Origin of the sequence: Cutibacterium namnetense (assembly GCF_001642025.1) — a bacterium.
GTDB classification, from domain to species: domain Bacteria; phylum Actinomycetota; class Actinomycetes; order Propionibacteriales; family Propionibacteriaceae; genus Cutibacterium; species Cutibacterium namnetense.
Genome location: NZ_LWHO01000001.1, coordinates 78,883 through 98,115, shown reverse-complemented (window position 1 = coordinate 98,115; position 19,233 = coordinate 78,883). Strand labels below are relative to the sequence as shown.

17 protein-coding genes are annotated in these 19,233 nt (G+C 58.3%); 10 read left to right on the top strand and 7 right to left on the bottom strand.

Annotated features, from left to right (window positions below):
* Positions 1–182: 182 nt before the first annotated feature.
* The 6 genes from manA to dnaA form a co-directional block, all read right to left on the bottom strand.
* Positions 183–1,370, bottom strand: a complete 1,188-nt coding sequence (gene manA, locus A5483_RS00385) for a mannose-6-phosphate isomerase, class I (protein ID WP_063810653.1) — start codon at positions 1,368–1,370, stop codon at positions 183–185.
* A gap of 268 nt (positions 1,371–1,638) precedes the next feature.
* The gene (locus A5483_RS00380) at positions 1,639–2,235 is read right to left on the bottom strand and encodes a DciA family protein (protein ID WP_002549782.1); all 597 of its coding nucleotides are present in this window, start codon (positions 2,233–2,235) and stop codon (positions 1,639–1,641) included.
* Positions 2,228–3,433 carry a DNA replication/repair protein RecF gene (gene recF / locus A5483_RS00375; RefSeq protein ID WP_176607901.1) on the bottom strand — a complete coding sequence of 402 codons (1,206 nt, stop codon included), beginning with the start codon at positions 3,431–3,433 and terminating at the stop codon, positions 2,228–2,230. Before recF ends, A5483_RS00380 begins: the two co-directional genes overlap by 8 nt.
* Before the next feature lie 32 nt (positions 3,434–3,465).
* Positions 3,466–4,119 carry a DUF6226 family protein gene (locus tag A5483_RS00370; protein ID WP_002549808.1) on the bottom strand — a complete coding sequence of 218 codons (654 nt, stop codon included), beginning with the start codon at positions 4,117–4,119 and terminating at the stop codon, positions 3,466–3,468.
* A gap of 137 nt (positions 4,120–4,256) precedes the next feature.
* Positions 4,257–5,417 (bottom strand): DNA polymerase III subunit beta, encoded by a 1,161-nt coding sequence (dnaN, locus tag A5483_RS00365; protein ID WP_002549812.1) that lies wholly within the window; start codon positions 5,415–5,417, stop codon positions 4,257–4,259.
* Between the two features lie 484 nt (positions 5,418–5,901).
* The gene (dnaA, locus tag A5483_RS00360) at positions 5,902–7,404 is read right to left on the bottom strand and encodes a chromosomal replication initiator protein DnaA (protein WP_063810651.1); all 1,503 of its coding nucleotides are present in this window, start codon (positions 7,402–7,404) and stop codon (positions 5,902–5,904) included.
* Positions 7,405–7,763: 359 nt separating this feature from the next.
* On the opposite strand from dnaA, the gene rpmH reads away from it, so the two are divergent.
* From rpmH to A5483_RS00310, 10 genes are all read left to right on the top strand, one after another.
* A complete protein-coding gene (rpmH, locus tag A5483_RS00355; protein WP_002512704.1) occupies positions 7,764–7,898 on the top strand; it encodes a 50S ribosomal protein L34 in 135 nt (44 codons plus the stop codon).
* A gap of 6 nt (positions 7,899–7,904) precedes the next feature.
* Complete coding sequence (gene rnpA, locus A5483_RS00350) at positions 7,905–8,357, top strand: ribonuclease P protein component (protein WP_002549787.1); 453 nt, start codon at positions 7,905–7,907, stop codon at positions 8,355–8,357.
* A complete protein-coding gene (yidD, locus tag A5483_RS10970) occupies positions 8,354–8,830 on the top strand; it encodes a membrane protein insertion efficiency factor YidD (RefSeq protein ID WP_082863947.1) in 477 nt (158 codons plus the stop codon). Before rnpA ends, yidD begins: the two co-directional genes overlap by 4 nt.
* Entirely contained in the window at positions 8,830–9,909 is a 1,080-nt protein-coding gene (yidC, locus tag A5483_RS00340; RefSeq protein WP_002549758.1) for a membrane protein insertase YidC, read from the top strand. The genes yidD and yidC overlap by 1 nt, the downstream gene beginning before the upstream one ends.
* Before the next feature lie 50 nt (positions 9,910–9,959).
* A complete protein-coding gene (locus A5483_RS00335; RefSeq protein WP_002549759.1) occupies positions 9,960–10,571 on the top strand; it encodes a Jag family protein in 612 nt (203 codons plus the stop codon).
* A gap of 97 nt (positions 10,572–10,668) precedes the next feature.
* Positions 10,669–11,796, top strand: coding sequence for a lipid II:glycine glycyltransferase FemX (locus tag A5483_RS00330; RefSeq protein ID WP_303660081.1), 1,128 nt, complete (start codon positions 10,669–10,671; stop codon positions 11,794–11,796).
* A gap of 1 nt (position 11,797) precedes the next feature.
* The gene (locus tag A5483_RS00325; protein ID WP_002549779.1) at positions 11,798–12,835 is read left to right on the top strand and encodes an alanine racemase; all 1,038 of its coding nucleotides are present in this window, start codon (positions 11,798–11,800) and stop codon (positions 12,833–12,835) included.
* Positions 12,836–14,411: 1,576 nt separating this feature from the next.
* Positions 14,412–15,053 carry a 16S rRNA (guanine(527)-N(7))-methyltransferase RsmG gene (rsmG, locus tag A5483_RS00320; RefSeq protein ID WP_042843037.1) on the top strand — a complete coding sequence of 214 codons (642 nt, stop codon included), beginning with the start codon at positions 14,412–14,414 and terminating at the stop codon, positions 15,051–15,053.
* Between the two features lie 1,450 nt (positions 15,054–16,503).
* Positions 16,504–17,496, top strand: coding sequence for a ParA family protein (locus A5483_RS00315; protein ID WP_042843035.1), 993 nt, complete (start codon positions 16,504–16,506; stop codon positions 17,494–17,496).
* Positions 17,493–18,413: a ParB/RepB/Spo0J family partition protein gene (locus tag A5483_RS00310; RefSeq protein ID WP_063810649.1), complete on the top strand. Its 921-nt coding sequence runs from the start codon at positions 17,493–17,495 to the stop codon at positions 18,411–18,413. The genes A5483_RS00315 and A5483_RS00310 overlap by 4 nt, the downstream gene beginning before the upstream one ends.
* 253 nt (positions 18,414–18,666) lie before the next feature.
* On the opposite strand, the gene A5483_RS00305 is transcribed toward A5483_RS00310, so the two are convergent.
* Positions 18,667–19,224, bottom strand: a complete 558-nt coding sequence (locus tag A5483_RS00305) for a DUF3817 domain-containing protein (RefSeq protein WP_108773307.1) — start codon at positions 19,222–19,224, stop codon at positions 18,667–18,669.
* Positions 19,225–19,233: the final 9 nt, after the last annotated feature.

Sequence of the window (19,233 nt, the reverse complement as noted above, 5' to 3'; positions counted from 1 at the left end):
ACCGTCGGATGTCATAACCGGCGGGGAGCCCAACGCTCCTATGCTACCGCAAACCCGCGCGGCACCAGACACCGGAACCCGCGAGACGGACATTGAGAGGGCCTGTGAGCGATTTAACCCCCTCGCCCGACTACGGGTACCGAGTGAGGGTCACGACGTCAGCAGCGTTACGCCGCCTCCATTTAGGGGGCACCGATCCCGGCACTTGCCAGGAATCCACGCCCCTGACCGGACACCATCACCTTGTCACCGGCCGACAACCAAGCGGATTGACCACTGCTCAATTCGCAGTTTGTAGTACCCCAGTGAGCCACCAGTTGGCCCTCCGTGACAAGAAGGATTCGCCCTAGTTCGGCGGCGGGAAGAGCAAGGGTGTCATCATGGCTCTTGAGCTCCCACAACCGAAATTCCGGAAATTCTGTGCGATACCGACCTATCCCTGAAGATACTTGCTCGGCATACTCTGCGACACACGGTTCCGGAGTCATGTTGGCGTGGTCTAATAAGGCTTTGACGTCGACGTACTTGCTCGTCAGACCGCCACGCAGAACATTGTCGGAATTAGCCATAATTTCCACACCGGTGCCACTAAGATAGGCGTGCATCGTGCCCGCCCCCAGGTGGATTTGCTGACCTGGGGCCAATCGAACCCGATTCATCAGCAAAGCGACAAGAATCGATGGGTCTCCGGGATGGTCCTCCCACAGCTCGACGGCAGTGGTGGCCAAACTCCGGACGTCTTCGTCTGCGCCGTCGTTGAGGTAGGCACGCGAGGCGGACACAACCCCTTCGACGACCGCAGTCACATCGCCGTCACCCGACAGCACTGCCGCCACGAGAGTGGCCAAGCCACCGTTGTGACTCAGTGGTGCCAGCACCTCGTTCAGTCCATCCACTTCTCCCAAACCCGACAGCAATACCACCGACAAGGATGGATCACGGAAGCCGCACAGGGCATCAAAATCAGTAAGGGCGACGATCATCTCGGGCTTGGGCCAGTCGTCGCGGAAGATGCGGTCGGGGGCATTAAGGGGAACCCCTGCCTTGTTCTCGGCGGCGAACCCCTTCTCAGCCTGTTTCCGTGAAGGGTGAGCCTGGATACTCAGGGCATGATCGGCAGACAGGATTTTCAGCAGAAAGGGCAAACGATCACCGAAAACCTCGCGGCTCGCGGCTCCCAGCTCGTCGGGGTGATGTGTCAGCCACTGATCCAGAGGTGTGCCGTCCGGTAGGGTCGATGGAGCTTTGGGGTGGGCTCCCAGCCAGTACTCGGCCCACGGGGTGCCATCGGGTCTGATCCCAAGGATGGCGGGAATGGCGTCAGTGGAACCCCAGTCGTAATGCTGGACCTGACCCTTCAGTGCACGCATAGTCCGATTTCATCACGTCGGTTGGGTTCGAGTCACCTAAGTGCGGGCAATCCCGACGATCATGAGTACCACGACTTCCACGACGACGCGACTATCTAAAACCAACAGACTTGAAAGTTGTCCGCGGCGCTAGCTTTGGTATCGCGGGTCCCAGCGGAGCTGGCTAACGACGATGAAGTTTTCAACAGACTTTGGGAAAAGCAGTAGACCATGGACGAAATCCAGTCATGTTGACCGTGACTACTCGGTCAAATTGACTGGACTTCCATCACCCGTAGGTATCTCGCGGCCCTCTACCCGGCACCGACCGAGGCCCATGCTTCCAACTGGGAGCAGTTGGCCCCTCAATGACGACCCTGGTGACGGTCCTCTCTCCCAGACGACGATTGAGCTCGGCCACCAACTGAGGTGCGATAGTGCGCAAAGACGTCGCCCACACCGTCGCTTCGGTCCGGACTGTCAGAACTGTCCCCTGATACTTAACCGGGCGAGAATGCTCCGCATTCGTCGGGCCGACCAATTCCGGCCAGCGTGAGAGCACCAGATGCAGATTAACCTGGCGGCCCCACCCCTTGGAGCGGACCAGGTGGGTGAAGGCGTCGCCAAGAACCATCGGGTCACGGCCGTCATCCCCAGGACCAGACCATGCCGGGGGAGTAGCGGAGCGACGACGGCGTTTCCTCACTGTGGAACGTCGAGGTGGCGGCAGCAAAACCTCACCATCATCGTCACGACGCGGGGTTCCTGCCGGTTCACCACGAGCGGCTCGAGCAATAGCCAAGGCAACATCGACACCCTCGTCATCATGATCAGCCGCTAGGCAACGATCCTCTTCAGTCGGACCCTCGTCAAGGCCGTCAGTCATCGTCACTCCCCTCATAGGCCAGCACCTGACCACCCCCAACGTCGAACCTCTCCCCGCGCAGAATCTCGGGAACATCCGAGGCTACCGCGGCCGTCACTAACACCTGATCAGCTTGCACTACCGACGATGCCAGTCGGTCCCGGCGCGTCGCATCAAGCTCAGCGAAAACGTCGTCAAGGACGAGAACGGGTTCAATGCCGTCATCACGCAGGAGCTGGAACGACCCCAATCTCAAGGCCAGAGCCAACGACCACGATTCACCGTGGGAGGCATATCCCTTAGCCGGCATTTCTCCGATATGTAAGACGATGTCGTCACGTTGCGGGCCGACGAGGGTGACGCCGCGGATGAGCTCGTCAGCCCGCCGAGTCGCTAAGGCAGCGAGGAACCGATGTGCAAGCTCGTTGCGGTCGATCGGTTCGGGATTCTTCCCCTCTTGCGGAGGCGACCACAGCCCCTCAAGATCAATCGTGGACTTATACGACGCGGTTGCCAAGTCATTCACCGGAGCAATCTCGCGGTAGGCGGCCGAAGTCAACGGCATGACAGCCGACAGAGTATCTAGCCGAGCCGAAAGGAGTTCAGCACCGATAGTAGCCAGCTCGTCGTCCCAGATGTCCATCGTCGCGCCAATTTCAGCTCCCGCCGATCGCCCCTTCCCGGACAGGGATTTAAGCAGGGCATTACGCTGCTTAAGGACCCGTTCATAATCAGACTTCACCGCAGCCATCCTGGGCCACCGCGTCATCACCAAACCATCGAGGAACGTGCGACGATCTGACGGATCACCGCGCACCACGGCCAGGTCATTGGGCGAAAACACTACAGTTCTCAACACCCCGAGAATCTCCCGTGGTCGAGTCAACGGGGCACGATTAATGCGCGCCCGATTGGCGCGTCGCGCATTAATCTCCACCTCCAGCAGCAAGCTGCGGGCGTCGTCGGCCCCGGCACGGACCCGGCCTCGTACGACAGCCTGGTCAGCTCCCAGTCTCACTAGCGGAGTGTCATTGCTGACGCGGTGCGATGACAACGTCGAAAGATATTCCACCGCCTCAACGAGGTTCGTCTTCCCTTGGCCATTAGAGCCAATAAAGGTCGTCGCCCCTGCGGTCATGGGGACGTCAGCACGGACGTAGGAGCGGAAATCAATCAGCTCGAGGCGCTCAACGAACATCCGAACCCCCTCCGACCACAGGTCGTCCGAGTCAGATTACCGGACAGACATGTTCACAGCCACGATCTACCGTGGCGGACGGTGCATCCAGGTGGCAGCAACGGATCGTCCCCACTGCGAATAGCGTCAATGACGGCTTCCGGCTCGAATAATGGGCCGACCTCATCTTCTCCCCAGGTCACCGCGCACCCCCGTCCGGTACCGACGAGATGGAATGTTGGATCACCATCAACCACCGGCCCGGTGACAACAACAAGGCTACCGTCAACGACGGCCGTCAGGTCCGCGTCAAGGACCCGCAGGAGATCTTGCGAACCGTAGTCGCAGGCATCACAGGCACAGTCCGGAACGATGTCAAAAGGATCGGTGTCTGAGGTGACGGACAGCCCTACGAAAGGAACCTGGTCAAGGGTCACCACCGAGGCGTATAGCGGCAGTGTGTCACTGTGAGGACTTGACCACCGCTGCCGCAACGTGCCCAGGCCTTTGGCTCTGGTGTCGACGTCAACGCCACACATTTTCGCGAGGACCGTCTGCCACGCCTGTAAACGCAGCACGAGAACGTGGTACTTCTGGGGATCAGTGACCCTGCTGTACTCCTCCTCGGCAGCAATGGAATTATCAGCGTGTGGATTCGGCCAATAAGGCGCACCAGAGGCATCGAAGACGCGGTCAACCTCAGTCTTGACGTCAGCGATGGTTGTCATGGGACCAGTGTGGCAATCCCTTTAGCGGGACCATCTGGCACCCCATGACACTTGTCCACCAGGGGTGGTGCTATAGCCCAACATAAATATGCCTTGTGGGGCTGCCGGGCAAGACATCCTCGTAACGCAAAGCCACCTCAGGAAGGCAATCTCATCAGCATGATGACGTGACGGTAATCGGTCTCCGGCTTGCCGTCGAGATCATTGAGACCGGTCACCAGGCAAGGCTTGCCAGGAGCGGTGAAGGAGAAGTGGACGTAAGGGGTGTCCAAGGCACCGAGAGCGTCAGACAGGTACTGCGGGTTGAACCCAGCCGCGGTAATGGTGGACTCCCCGTCAACGTGGTTTGTGACAACAGCCTCAATGGCCTCAGAAGCTTGGGCTTGGTCACCTGTGGCCGCCGACAAGGCGATCGAGTCATCATTGATGACCATCCGCAGCGGAGTGTTGCGCTCAGCGACGAGGGAGACGCGATGCACGGAATTGATGAGTTCATCAGTACGGGCCCGCACTGAGCGGGTGGCCTTGATGTCCATAAGGTGGCGCACTTTGGGGAACTCCCCGCTTAGCAGGCGCGTGGTCATACGACGCACGCCGTTAGCCCCGTCACCCTCGAAGCCGACGAGACCTTCACCACTGTCGCCTGAAGAAAGGTTCACGGTGACATGCTCACCAGAGGTCATCGAGCGCGCGGTTTCATTGATGACCTTGGCCGGCACCAAAGCGGTGGCCTCGGCGTCGGTGGCACTGGGATTCCACGTGACTTCCTTGAGAGCCATCCGGTAACGGTCCGTGGCCAGCAGCGAGAGAACCTCCCCGTTGATCTCGACGCGCACACCTGTAAAGACCGGCAATAGTTCATCACGACCCGCAGCCACGACGACTTGGGCGACAGCCCTGGAGAAAACATTCGCGTCAACAGTGCCCGTGGCCGCAGGCATTTGCGGCAGATCGGGATACTCATCAACAGGAAGGGCCTGCAGAGTGAAGCGAGCAGATCCACACACCAGATCCATCTTGGCAGGATCAGTCGTGATCTGAACCGGCTTGTTGGGCAGACTGCGAGCAATTTCAGCAAGCAGCTTGCCAGAGACGAGAGATTCCCCCGGCTTGTCAACCTGAGCAGGAAGGGTAATTTGTGCGCTCGTCTCGTTGTCGGAGGCTGACATCACGACCGAGTCGTCTTGAGCTCGCACAAGCAGTCCAGCCAAAATCGGCACTGTCGGCCGGTTCGGCAGACTGCGAGCAGCCCAGGCAACAGCTTCGGCCATGACATCGCGTTCCAGACGGATTTCCACTGCGTCCCCTTGACTTGGCGTCTCGCACCCCATGGTGCCTGCATGCCGATCATATCCATGCTTACTGGCCATTGGCACTCCCATGGTGATGCCAACGTCGAGGGTTCTCGCTGGCAGTGGATTCGTGGTCTCGCGTTAGAGCTGTCAGCGCGTGCACCAACGAGGCCTTGTCCCCAAATCCACACCCACAGACTTGTAAGGGATCAAGATGTATGTCTTTTCTTCGTACTCGTAACCCCTGTGGAACTTGTGGATAACCTCCAAAACCCCTTGTCAGATGCGCTATTTGGTAGTGGATAACGACGTGGACCAGATGTGCACGTCGATGGGGTGGCTGTGGATGCCGGAAGTTGTCCCCTCGTTATCCCCTGGCTATCCACTGGTTTTCCACACCTGGGTGTGGGGATGGGGATACCGGGATGCATGCATAGCCAAACGACACGGACATAGCTGTCGCCGTTGACAAGCTACGGCCTCGTGGCCCTCAGTACTGCTTGATGCGGTTGGTGATCTCAGAGACCTGATTGAAGATCTGACGCTGCTCTCCCATGAGGGCGCGGATTTTGCGGTCAGCATGCATGACGGTGGTGTGGTCCTTACCGCCAAACTCAGCACCGATCTTGGGCAACGAGAGGTCAGTAAGCTCCCGGCACAGGTACATCGCAATTTGCCGGGCTGTGACAAGGCTTTGAGCGCGCGACGTGCCCAAAAGATCGTCCGTGGAGATGTCGAAATAGTCGGCGGTCTCCGCGATGATGCGCTCTGGCGTCACCGGGGTCTCGCGACCTTCTGGAATGAGGTCCTTGAGGACAACTTCAGCCAGCGAGGTATCCACCGGTTGCTGGTTGAGACTGGCGAAGGCGGTTACCCGAATGAGGGCTCCCTCGAGCTCACGGATATTGGTTTGGATACGGCTAGCGATGAACTCCAGTACATCCGGCTCGACGGTGATCTTCTCGGCCGCGACCTTACGTCGCAGGATAGCGATGCGAGTCTCTAGATCTGGGGGCTGGATGTCGGTGAGTAGACCCCACTCGAACCGGCTGCGCAGACGCGGCTCAAGAGCCTCCAATAGCTTTGGCGGCCGGTCAGAAGTCATGACGATCTGCTTCTGAGCGTTGTGAAGAGTATTGAAGGTGTGGAAGAACTCTTCCTGAGTTTGGATCTTTGACTCTAGGAACTGGATATCGTCAACTAGCAGGACATCGACGTCGCGGTAAGAACGACGGAACTCTCGGGTGCGATTGGTGCCGATTGCGTTAATGAAATCGTTGGTGAGTTCCTCGGTGGAGACGTACTTCACCTTGACATTGTCGTAATACGACAGGACGTAACGCCCAATAGCATGCAGCAAATGGGTTTTACCTAACCCAGAGCCACCGTAGATGAGCAGCGGGTTGTACGACTTTCCAGGCGTCTCAGCGACCGCGACGGCAGCGGCGTGGGCAAACCGATTGGATGCGCCGATAACGAAGGAATCGAAGGTGTACTTCGGGTTGAGTCGGTTGACCTCGTCATCATCAATGGTGGCGGCGGGTTGAGCGGAAGGTTCAGCTACTCCGACGGTGACCTTGGGGACAAACTGGGCAGGTGGAAGATCTTCTTCCTCGTCCTCATGATCAGGGGCGCCAAGAGCCAACTCCAGATCAGGATCGATGGTGATGGCCAGGTGGATGGCCTTGTGAAAATGGTCGGACAGAAGTTCTTCCAGCTCGTAACGCATCTTCGATTCAAGACGGTCACGGGCAAATTCGTTGGGGACGGCAACCATCGCCGTAGAAGCGTGCATCGTTACCGGGGTGGTGTTGGATAGCCACGCCCGATTGGGTTTCGAAACCTTTGTGAGGATGTTGGCCCAAGCTTCATTAAGAGCCTCAGTGGGATCACTATCAGCCGGCTGTGAACTCATCGGCGGAGGTAGTACAGCATCCGGATGGATCGGTGCGGGACGGGGGTGGTCGGCGTCACCGAACGGGGTGTCGGTCATTCCACCACCTGTTTCGCTAGAAGTTGTCGAGAGTTGTCCACACAGTTTTCCACAGCCGGTGAGACAGGATACCCAAGGAGTACCACTCCGCTGAACGCTAGTGAGTCCTCGGCCTATCCGCAACCGGTTTGAGCGGCTTGCCAGGCGGGTCAAATGACTACATGAATGTGGTTTCATGAATGTTATTCGATGCCTTGACGGCACAGGACCGTCAGTTTGCCGACGAGGGCTCCGACAACGTAGAGTTGTCCAGTCGCTGTCTCCAGCGTCCACTTCCCCTGCGCCCATCCGGGCGCCCCGGAGGGGCCGGCTCGCGTCGATCCCCCGGGTGATCCCCAAGACACAAGGGAGAACATCCCGTGAAGCGCACTTTCCAGCCCAGCAACCGTCGTCGTGCCCGTAACCACGGCTTCCGTTCCCGCATGAGCACCCGTGCCGGTCGCAGCATCCTCGCTGCTCGCCGCCGCAAGGGCCGCGTCAATCTGTCGGCCTGAGTTCCTATGCTGCCTGCCCGGTCGCGGATGCACCGTCCCGGTGACTACCGTGACGCGGTCCGCGGGGGGGTCAGGTCGGGTCGTCCCACTCTCGTTGTGCATGCCGGGCGACGCGCACAGGTCAGGCTCGGCTCAGCCGATATGACCGAGTTATCCACAGCACCTATGGATAACTGTGGTTCCGGCGGGCCATCGGCGTTTGATATAACGACAACCCCTCGACCCGACCCTAGCGTTACACCGCGGGTCGGTTTTGTCGTGTCCAAGGCCGTGGGTAATGCCGTGACACGCAATCGGGTCAAACGTCGGCTGCGTCATCTCTGTCGTCCCCTCGTGGATGAGCTCGAGGATGGCACCGTGGTCGTCGTGCGGGCCCTACCAGCTGCAGCGACCCAACCTGATCGGGTTGCCAAAGACCTCGACGGGGCATGGCACCAGGCATTGCGGAAACTGCGATGATGGTTGCGGCGATACCTTCACGACGCTCGAACAGTGATGGCGGCGTGTGGGCAACGGTGCGACGTTTTCGCCCCCTCACCTGGCTGGCTATCGGATTTGTCAAAGGGTGGCGAGCCTTCATCTCGCCGCTCTACGGGGACGTTTGCAAATATCAGCCCAGCTGTTCGGCTTACGGCCTGCGAGCGTTGCAGGTGCACGGGATCTTTCGTGCGACGCCGTTGATCATCTGGCGGATTCTGCGATGTAATCCGTGGTCCCACGGTGGATATGACCCAGTACCAGGCACCGCCGAGGCGAGGCAATGGCGTGAACTCCACCCGGAGACTGCACGCTCAAAGAATGAACCGACTCACGATCTGACAGGCGATAACCTGAGGGATCACGAACCGGCCCTACGAAGAACCATCCCTGGACACACCGATCCGGGGAGTACCCACCTGGGTACCCCTTCCCACACCCGAGGTGAGAATTGATGCTCAACCCGCTGGTCATACTTGGTCTGGGCGGCGCCCTACACGCAATGGGTCACGCCATCATGGTGCCGCTGTACTGGGCAGTGTCCGGCCTGATCGTCCTCTTCCACTACCTGTGGTCGCCGCTGTTCGGTCGCGACTCCGGTACTTCGTGGACGTTGGCCATCGTCTGCCTGACGATTTTCATCCGTCTGCTGCTAGTGCCGCTATTCGTCAAGCAGATCAACTCTGCGCGATCGATGCAGCTTATCCAGCCGAAGATGAAAGCCATCCAGGAGAAATACGGCGACGATCGGGAACGAGCCGGTCAGGAGATGATGAACCTCTACCGCGAGGAAGGGGTTAACCCGGCGGCATCCTGCCTACCTGTGCTACTGCAGATGCCAATCTTCCTGGCGTTGTTCCGCGTGCTGGACGGCGCCTCTCGTGGTATCCCCCGTGGTCACTTCTTCGCCAAAAACCCGGGGCTAATGGAATCCCTGCAGCATGCCAAGTTCTTTGGCGCGGAGTTGGCTGGTCGATTCCTTCCCATGAACGACGGATTTGGCGGTACTCAGGTCGTCGCTCTTGTTCTGATCATCATCATGGTGGCGACGCTGTTCTACACCCAGCTTCAGCTGATGCGGAAGAACATGCCACCGGAGTCGCTAACCGGCCCCATGGCTCAGCAACAGAAGATGATGATCTACCTGTTCCCACTGATGTACCTGTTCAGTGGTGTGAGCTTCCCGATCGGTGTCATGCTCTACTGGTCCACCTCGAACCTTTGGACGCTAGGACAGCAAGAGATCCTCATCCGTAACAACCCGACGCCAAATACCCCGGCATACATCGATTGGCGCGAGCGCATGATCGCCAAGGGTAAAGACCCCGACGAAATCGAGCGTGCTCGTCGCGAGAAGCGTCGTCGCAAAGTTGTTGCCGCCACTCCGGTAGCTACCGCCGAGGATGGTGACAAGCCAATGGTGGCTCGCCAGGGCGTGACCCGTCAGACAGTTCGTAGGGACGCCAATGGCGGTCGTCAGGTGGTTCGTCGTCAGCAGCCCGCCAAACAGACGCGAGCCCAACGCAAGAAGTAAGGGCCCTGAGGCCTGTCCCGAACTATTAGTTGATCTTGGAAAGGTAACAGATGAGCGAGAGCAGCGAGCGCATCGAGGGGCTCGACGTCGATCAGATCGAGGACCGAGGCAACCTTGAACCTGAGGAGATTGAGGCTGACGACCTCGAATCGGCGGATTCCGATATCGACGATAACGATGATGCCGAGGACGATGATGAGGGGACCGGCGACCCTCTGGACGAGGAGGGTGACATCGCCGCTGATTACCTCGAAGAGCTCCTCGACATCGCAGATCTGGACGGCGACATCGATACCTATGTGGAAAGTGGCCGAGCCCACGTCTCCATCGTCACGGATTCGCAAACCCTTGTTGGCAAGGATGGCAAGGTTCTAGAGGCTTTGCAGGAGTTGTCGCGGCTGGCCGTCATGACTGAAGTCGGGCACCGTTCCCGCCTTATGCTCGACATCGCCGGATATCGGGAGTCGCGTCGCAAGGAGCTCGTGGTGTTGGCGACCGAGGCGATTCAGTCGGTTAAGGAGACCGGCGAACCGGCTCACCTTGCCCCGATGAATCCCTTCGAGCGCAAGATCGTCCATGACGCGGTTGCCGCAGCAGGGCTCGTCAGTGAGTCCGAGGGTATCGAGCCTAAGCGCCATGTGGTTATCACCCAGGAGCAGTGACACATAACTCTTTGAGGGATTGAGGCGGGTCCGGTGAGTAAAAACCGGACCCCGTCTTCTTTGAAGACAAGATAATTACGGCGTTATACTCAACAGAGTGCCAATTTCCGCTCGCCCCATTTCCGTCCCCACGATGCTCGAGTTCATTGCGGCTCGAAGATCAGCCTCCTTCCTGCAGACCCCCGCATGGGCGCGGGTGAAGTCGGAATGGCGAGGTGAACGAATAGGTTTCTATGACGGTGACGAGCTCACCGGCGTCGGTCTGATCCTCTACCGAAAACTCCCCAAGCTGCCTCGCTACCTGGCCTATCTGCCGGAGGGGCCGGTTCTCGACTGGTCCCGGGACGACATCGACGAGCACTTCGACGCGCTGGTAGCCCACGTCAAGAAACGTCAGGCTTTCGCAGTGCGTGTCGGACCAGCTGTCGTGCACCGTATGTGGGGAACGAAAACCATCAAAACCGCCATCGCTGACGACAACGTCACCTCGTTGACTGAGGTTGCCCCGGACGCCATAACCCCCGAAGGAGAGCGCGTCGTATCAGTGCTCAAGCGGGGCGGATGGATCACTGACAACACCGGTCAGGGGTTTGCTGCCGGGCAGCCGCAGTTCAACTTTCAGCTTTCGCTGCGCCACGAGGACGGTACCCAGAAGTCCGAGGATGAGCTCCTCAAGGGAATGAATCAGCTGTGGCGACGCAATATCAAGAAGGCTGCCAAGCTCGGTGTCGAAGTGAAACTTGGCACCCGCGAAGATCTAGCGCGTTTCCATCAGGTTTACTTGGAGACTGCTAAGCGCGACGGATTCACCGGTCGCCCGCTAGAATATTTCGAGCATATGTGGGATGTCCTCAACGCTGAAGAAGAGGGCCGCATGAAGGTCTTCCTCGCTGAGCATGAGGGCGACGTTGTTGCTGCAACTACTTTCGTCACCGTCGGTGAGCACGCCTGGTATTCCTACGGCGCGTCGACCACGGCCAAGCGAGAGGTACGTGGCTCAAACGCCATCCAATGGGCCATGATTCGCACCGCCAATGAGTCTGGATGTGCGGTCTACGATATGCGGGGCATCGTCGCCGGAGTAGGTGCCGACGACCCAGAGATTGGCCTCATCCAGTTTAAGGTTGGTAGCGGCGGCCAAGCAGTGGCCTTCCCCGGTGAGTGGGATAAGCCCATCAACCGGGTTCTCTACAAAGCTTTTGACCTCTACATGAAGCGACGCTGACATGCTTAAGCTCACCATTGACGCGCAACGCTGGCGCAACCACCTGACGGCCTTTGCAAAGTCCTGCCCCGGAATCGTGCCAGTTACCAAGGGAAACGGATACGGCTTCGGGCATGAGCTGCTGGTGCAGGAGTCCCAGCGGCTGGGAGTCGATACTCTTGCGGTCGGCGTGGCCCAAGAGGTGGCGTCGGTCCGTCAGTACGGCTGGGACAAGGACGTCGTTGTCCTTAACCCGTGGCGCCCTGGCGACGAGACAGCCACCGATCTGTTACGTGATCCCAAGGTCCTCACGACGGTGTCACGGCGTGAGGACATCGCTATGGTGCGTGAGCTTGCGCCCGGCGCGGCGATCTTGGTTGAGGTCGAGACGTCGATGCACCGGCATGGTGTTCCAGTCGACGAGGTGGCGGCCTTGGATCTTGACGGCTTTGATATGCGAGGCTGGACCATTCACCTGCCATCAGGGGCATCCCTGGACGAAGGCCGTGAGATGGCTCGGATCGTCAAACGGCATCCGTTGGCCTCGCGAGGTATCTGGTTTTCCCATCTCACCTGTGACGATTACATCGCGTTGTCCAAGGAACTGGATGTTCCGATGCGGATGAGGGTCGGTACTCGCCTATGGCTGGGTGACGCCGATGCTTACCGTGTGACGGGCACCGTCCTTGACGTCCACTGGCTACCGAAGCGGACACCGGTGGGGTACCACCGTGTCAAAACTCGTACTGACGGATACATCGTCGTGGTGTCTGGAGGAACCGCGCACGGAGTCGCGCTATCTGCACCCATCTCAGCTGGATCCCTGCGTCAGTGGTTGATTCCTGGGGCTGAAGCACTGCAACAGATGGTGGGATGGGTTATTAGCCCGTTCACTATTGCTGGGAAGAGGGCGGTATTCGCTGAGCCCCCGCATATGCATTCATCTTTGGTCTTTGTGAATGGGCCTGGAGAGCCCGCCCAGGTTGGCGATGAAGTGCCGGTGAATGTACGGATGACGACGGCGACCTTTGACGAGATTTCTCTTGATGGTCGAGAGTGATGTTGGTTGTCGGGCCTCGTGACGGTGTCGCGGGGCCCGATATGTTTTTGTGCCGCTCGGTTTCTGTCCGTCCCCTCCCTGTGTGAGTTGCCTTGCTGGTGAACGTGTGACCGGTGGAGGTTGCTGGCTAGTGGGGTGGCGGATGTGGGATCGACGTGGTTCCGCGCCTGGGACACGATCGAGCACGTTCATATAGCCATATATCGATATAACGAGAAATCGATGAGATGTGTTTCACGTGGAACACGGGAGTTGAGGGTGATCGGGTTATACGAGAGTGCGGTCTAACTAGATCCGCATCGTGTGAAGGGTCTCGATGTCGAGAAGTTAGTAGTGGGGACTGCTCAGCGGACTAATAGATGTGTGCTCTGGCCTACTGTCTTGTGTGTTGGGGCGTGGTGACATCGGGTTCGGTCAATCAAGGCGCCCCACCTCCTGTGGCATGAAGGTTACCGTCGTGGGTGCGTTGAACTTGATAGTAACTTGAGCCCCTTGTATTCATAGCAGGACGACGTCATTGCTGAGACGGCGAGAAGACGAGGCTAGCTTTTCACGAGCGTTGTGGAATCAGGGGAAGGTTGCCGCAGGACAACTTCGCTGAAATTCCCTCCTGTGCAATTAGTTGAATACCGCTGGTATCACTGGTGTGAAAGATATCTGACGGTGAGGCGACGGTCCCGGGAGTTCATGCCATTGCGGATCCATCCACCGCACCGTCCCTCACGTGGATGGGGATTCTGCGGCTCGGGTTCGTATCTCTGGTTGTGGATCCGTAAGTTCGAACTGGAGCCGCAGGGGTGGCAAGTCGGAGCTAGTGTCGCTGTTGAGGCCGGGGTTGGATGCGGCGGTGCAGTATCTGCATACCTTTCCCCGCATGTGGGTGGATCAGAGTGAACCATTGTTTCTCCCTCCCGTCGTTAGTAATGCCGAACCGCATGTGTACGTTCGGGGCGCCGCGAAGATGTAGGACGGCGTTGGTGCTAAGCGGGTCTGGAGCTGGTGATGTCCTGTGATCATGGGCAACAATGAGGTTCCCGAACTGTGATCATGCTGATGAGTTCGGAAAATGTCCCTTTCTGGCTGGTGCGAGGCCTGGTTGTGCGTCCGATGTACTCGTATGACTAGTCGCGGGGAACTGAGTAATGCGGCCTTGGTCTGACAGAGACACGAGTCTGGCACCCGTCGCTGGGCAAAAAAGTCCCGCGAGTGTCTTGCACTCATTTTGACCCCGTCCCCTTGAGTGAGACGTATCACGTGCATCGTGGTGCCCTTTGCGTTGGCACAATTGCCGCTTAACGTCTGTCGGATGTTCGGAAGACTGCGTGACGATACCAGGGCCTATGTGCCGGGTTGTGATGGTCAGTCTGTGAGAGTCCGGTGCAATGCGGAAGATCAGAGGTCTGGGAGGCGATCGGGGCTGTCGAGGCTGATGCTGGGCTGTCCCAGACGGGACGCAACATAGCAATCTTGGCCCTACTGGGGTTGCAAGGGCAGCGCGATGGGGCCGCTAGCTGTCTGTGGTTCAGGGTTAATCCTGGTAGGAATGACGGAATGAGATGTTGGCAAACATGGCAGGATATTTGGCATGACCTTGGTGAGTGACGATGCCATAGCTGAGAGGCTTTACCGAGATAACTACAAGACGATTAGACGATATGTCGATATATTGGCATCTCGCGGAGTCGAGTGGGGGCTAATAGGGCCTCGTGAGATTAGCAGGCTGTGGGAGCGCCATATCCTAAACAGTGCTGCCCTTGAGAGCTTGATACCTGAGGGCTGCCGTGTTGCCGATGTTGGTAGTGGAGCTGGGTTGCCGGGTATTCCTTTAGCGATCCTGCGACCCGACCTTGAGATGACCCTCATTGAACCAATGCTGCGCCGCTCGAATTTTCTGGTTGAAGCAGTTGACGAGTTAGCCCTGGGTGATAGGGTCACGGTCGTTCGGGGTCGTGCCGAGGATGCCGGTTTGGACGTTGACGTCGTTGTGTCGCGTGCCGTGGCGAAGCTAGCTACCTTGATTGGTTGGACGGCCGGCCTGATTGTGGATTCGGGCAGTCTTCTGGCTTTGAAGGGGCAATCGGCAGAGGAAGAAGTTGCCAAGGCTAAGAAGGAGCTTTCGACGCGGGGCCTGACTGCCGAAGTACTGCTAGTCCGAGCTGATCCGGCATCTGAGGTGACGCGGGCAGTCCGTGTTCGCCGCGCGGCTAAGAAAGGGTGAGGTTTCGTCGTCGGCGTCGGATGGTGACGGCTGATCTGCAGTGTCGGCTGATGATTGCAGGTCGGAGCTGAGTTGGATGCCGCCGAGATACGGAGCGGAGGCGGCGCTAGCTCATGCCAGGTAACGTGGTGAGCCCGGCGCTGGGCTGAAGACCGTGTGTATCGGTGCTTGTAAGAAACGAACTTAGTTAACTCCCTACCTAACGGGCCAAGAGGGCTGATATTGGCGCTGGCTCCGTGATAAGTGATTTTGGGTCGTATGGGCTGCCTGAAGGCACGGGTCGCGCTAGGCGGTGCGAGCACCGTGAATAGGCCAGTAGCGCGCTCTTATTAGTGCTAGGCGACAGTGCTAAGAACAGCGGTGTGCGAGCACAAGGTTCATCTACGGTGACCGGGGGGACGATCGTCCTGGTAGCAAGGAGGGGATAGCCAACCCCGCATAGCGTGGCGCGGTGTTTCACGTGAAACATCACGCTGAGTGTCGATGTTGGCGCCGTGGAAGTAGGAGTTATCCGGTGGCCGACTGCGACGCATGACGACTGCTCAACGGCTGCGTGCCAGTTATAGACCGAGTGAGGGGGTGACTGGCTCATGCTTTTCGAGATGACGCGCAAGTAGGGTGGCAGGCCCCTCGGCGGGAGTACAGGATGATCTGATCACTACTTTCAAGTCAGCGTGCGGCAGTAGTCAGGTGGTAGCGCAAATAAGGGCATGTCGACTAGCGTGACGCGAGTCGCGACCGACCTCAGCTGCTGCTAGCTGATGGCGAGGCTGCTACTTTGAGGAGCCAATCTGAGCTCGAACGGTTTCACCCTCATGATCGCGGCAACACAGGGATACGTGCTAGTGGCATGAAAGTGGGGGTGCAACTGGTCACGGGAGGCTAGGCATGTCCAGATCTAGGAACCAGCTCAGTTTCAAGTGCGAGTTGAGTGCCTTCCATGGCACTTAACTTCATCCAGTGAGGGATAGGGATACCCGACGGTACGTTAGGTCAGATGGTTCTAGGATGACGGTGGCTTGGTGAGGTAGACCTGGTGGAATTGGGTCCGGGGTTTTCCACCGTGGTGATCAGAACGATCGGTGGTGCGTTCTGAAACGCCGAGGCCGCGTCAGCGTGCTATTGCTTAGCGTGTTTGATCGAGTCATTTGCGGCTGGGAGCGAGAGCTCACAGGAGGTTAGATGCTCAGCCGGAGATAGGGGGACGTGGCGGAGTCAGAGGCAAACAGGGTCGATGGGACGGATGCCAGGGTGACGCGGGATCGGCCCCAGTAAAGGTGGAAGGGCGTGGTTTTCCACCGGAGGAAGGCGGTTATCCACAGGCTGCTGTGGCCAACATCGAGGGTTATCCACAGCTTTAGACATGGCCCTGACTCTGACGGACATGGCCGGTAGAGTGATCAGACGTCAGTGTTTCACGTGAAACAGTACACCGCTCGCGACTGAAAGGATGCGCATGACCAACGAGGTCCCCATCTATGACGGAGCGCCCAAGCGGGCGGCATTTGATAGTCCCGATATGCCTGAGTTGGCCGATTCGTCCAGTGACAGTGTCGATGACTCGATAACACCAACCGTGCCCGTGACTCTCCCCCGTCCCACCTCCCCGAGAACCGTTGTGGTGGCCAACCAGAAGGGCGGTGTTGGCAAGACCACAACTGCAGTCAACTTCGCAGTGGCGCTGGCTATGAGTGGACTTAGGGTGCTCGTAATCGACACCGATCCACAGGGTAACGCTTCGACGGCACTGGGAATCGACCATGAAGCGGGGACACCGGGAACGTACGAGATTCTTCTCGATGAGGAGGATATCGGCCTTGTAGCTAAGTCAAGTCCGGAAGCCCCTGGCCTTGAAGTAGTCCCAGCTACGATCGACCTGTCTGGCGCTGAGCTCCAACTTGTCGACGTGAAGGGGCGTGAACGCCGTCTGAGGAAGGCGTTGCGGAAGTATTTGAAGACTCATGACGTGGACTATGTGATTCTGGACTGTCCCCCCTCGCTAGGGCTCTTGACTCTCAACGCTTTAGTGGCTGCAGACGAAGTGTTGCTGCCAATTCAATGTGAGTACTACGCCCTGGAAGGCGTCACGCAGCTCATGCGCACGATTGAAGCCGTTCGGCATGCGATGAACAAGGGACTCCGCCTGGGGTCGATCCTGATGACCATGTTCGATGGCCGAACACGACTTTCTACCCAGGTGGATGAAGAGGTTCGCACCCACTTTGCACGTGAGACGATGATGACGCGCATACCGCGCTCTGTCCGAGTCTCTGAAGCGCCAAGCTACAGCCGTAGCGTCTTGACCTATGAGCCGACATCAGCCGGAGCTGTTGCATACCGTGAAGCTGCTGCCGAGTTTGCGAGGCGGCATGCGGGAGACGATCACAGTACAGAGACCAGCGTTGTGGAGCACCATGATGCGTCTGACACCAAGGAGGGATGACAGTGGCAGCAAAGCACAGCGGTTTGGGGCGGGGATTCGGGGAACTTTTCCAACGCACGGACCTCGATGATGACGGACCCATTGATGAGGTTAGTAATGGTGACGAAGCGATAGAGAAACCCGTCGGAGGCTCGAGATTCGAGGACATCTCCGTCAATAAGGTCCGTCCGAATGCTCATCAGCCACGTAAAGTGTTTGACGAAGACGAACTGACTGAACTATCCGAGTCCATTCGGACGGTGGGAGTCCTGCAGCCCGTGGTTGTGACCCCAGTCGATGGCGAATATGAGCTCGTTATGGGCGAGCGTCGGTGGCGTGCTGCTCGCAAAGCTGGCCTAGCAACGATTCCTGCGATCGTGCGTACGACGGCGAACGAGGACATGCTGCGGGATGCGTTGCTCGAAAACCTCCATCGCGTGCAGTTGAACCCGCTCGAAGAGGCAGCTGCCTACGAACAGATGCTCAACGATTTTGGGTGCACTCAAGATGAGCTCTCTGAGAAGGTCCAGCGTTCCCGATCACAGATTGCGAACACCATTCGTTTGCTCAAACTTAGCGCCGGTGTGCAGAAGCGGCTTCTGAACGGTGAGATCACCGCTGGCCATGCTAGATGCCTTTTGGCTATCGATGAGCCTGACGTGCAAGTCAGTACAGCGAACCGCGTCATAGATGAAGGCCTGTCTGTCCGTGCGACTGAAGAACTGGTGCGACAGACCCTGGACGACACAACAGAGGTTAAGCCGCATCATCGTAAAAAGCCCGGTAGGGATACTGAGGCCGTACAACTAGGAGAACGGCTTTCTCAGCGGTTCCGTACTGCAGTCAAGGTGCAGCGCCGTAACGGCAGGGGAACTATAACCTTCCCTTTCAATGACGATGAAGAGCTAGAACGACTTATCGACATATTGTCATACTGATTAGGCGTGAAGCTAACGGCCCTTGGCTAGGGCGGGATGGGCAGTCAAACGCGTCACATCGAGCCTCTGTTACGGTCCGTCTGGTGGTCATCGACCACGCCGCGAGGGCGTCATTACAGGGCAGGGATAGCTCGCAACGACACTGGCGTACGAGGGGTGCTGAGTTGCGTGAGCGCGGGGCTTTGCGAAAACGGTCCGCAGGGATGAGAAGCTGCCTCAAGCACGACAATGAAGTAAGGTGCAAGCAATCTCGTCACTCAGCTGGTGCGCCGTGATGGGCCCAGTAGTCTCTTGCGTCTTCAATACGACGGTCGACATCTTTCCGAGCGAAGTACTCCGCGACGAAGGACAAAAACGGAACTGTTCCGGCTAAGGCGATGATCAGCAGGCGCGTCAGCGGCCAGCCGGCCTTGCGTCCCAGTAAGTAGGCAGTGATGAGCAGCACGGGGTAAAGCCATCCGTGCGATATTCCAACCACGTTGACCATGGTCGGCTGGCCCGCCGCGTATTTGAGTGGCATCGCCACACACACGAGGACAATCAAGAGTGTTCCCACAAGGTACGCCATGACGCGGTAACAGAGCAGGGCTTTACGAATCCCTGGGATGTCATCAGGCTCGATCCAAGGCTCCTCATCGGTCTCGGTGGCACTCGCACCGTGGCGGGAGTCCGCTGAGCGACTGTAGGTCTTGTCGCCAGCATGAGTGTCGTCAGAGACACTGTGAGGCATCGTGTAGAAATCATCGCTAGTCACGTCGTCGTTGTGTTTCACGTGAAACAGAGTACTGATGCAGGTCAACGGAGATTGCATCGAGTAACT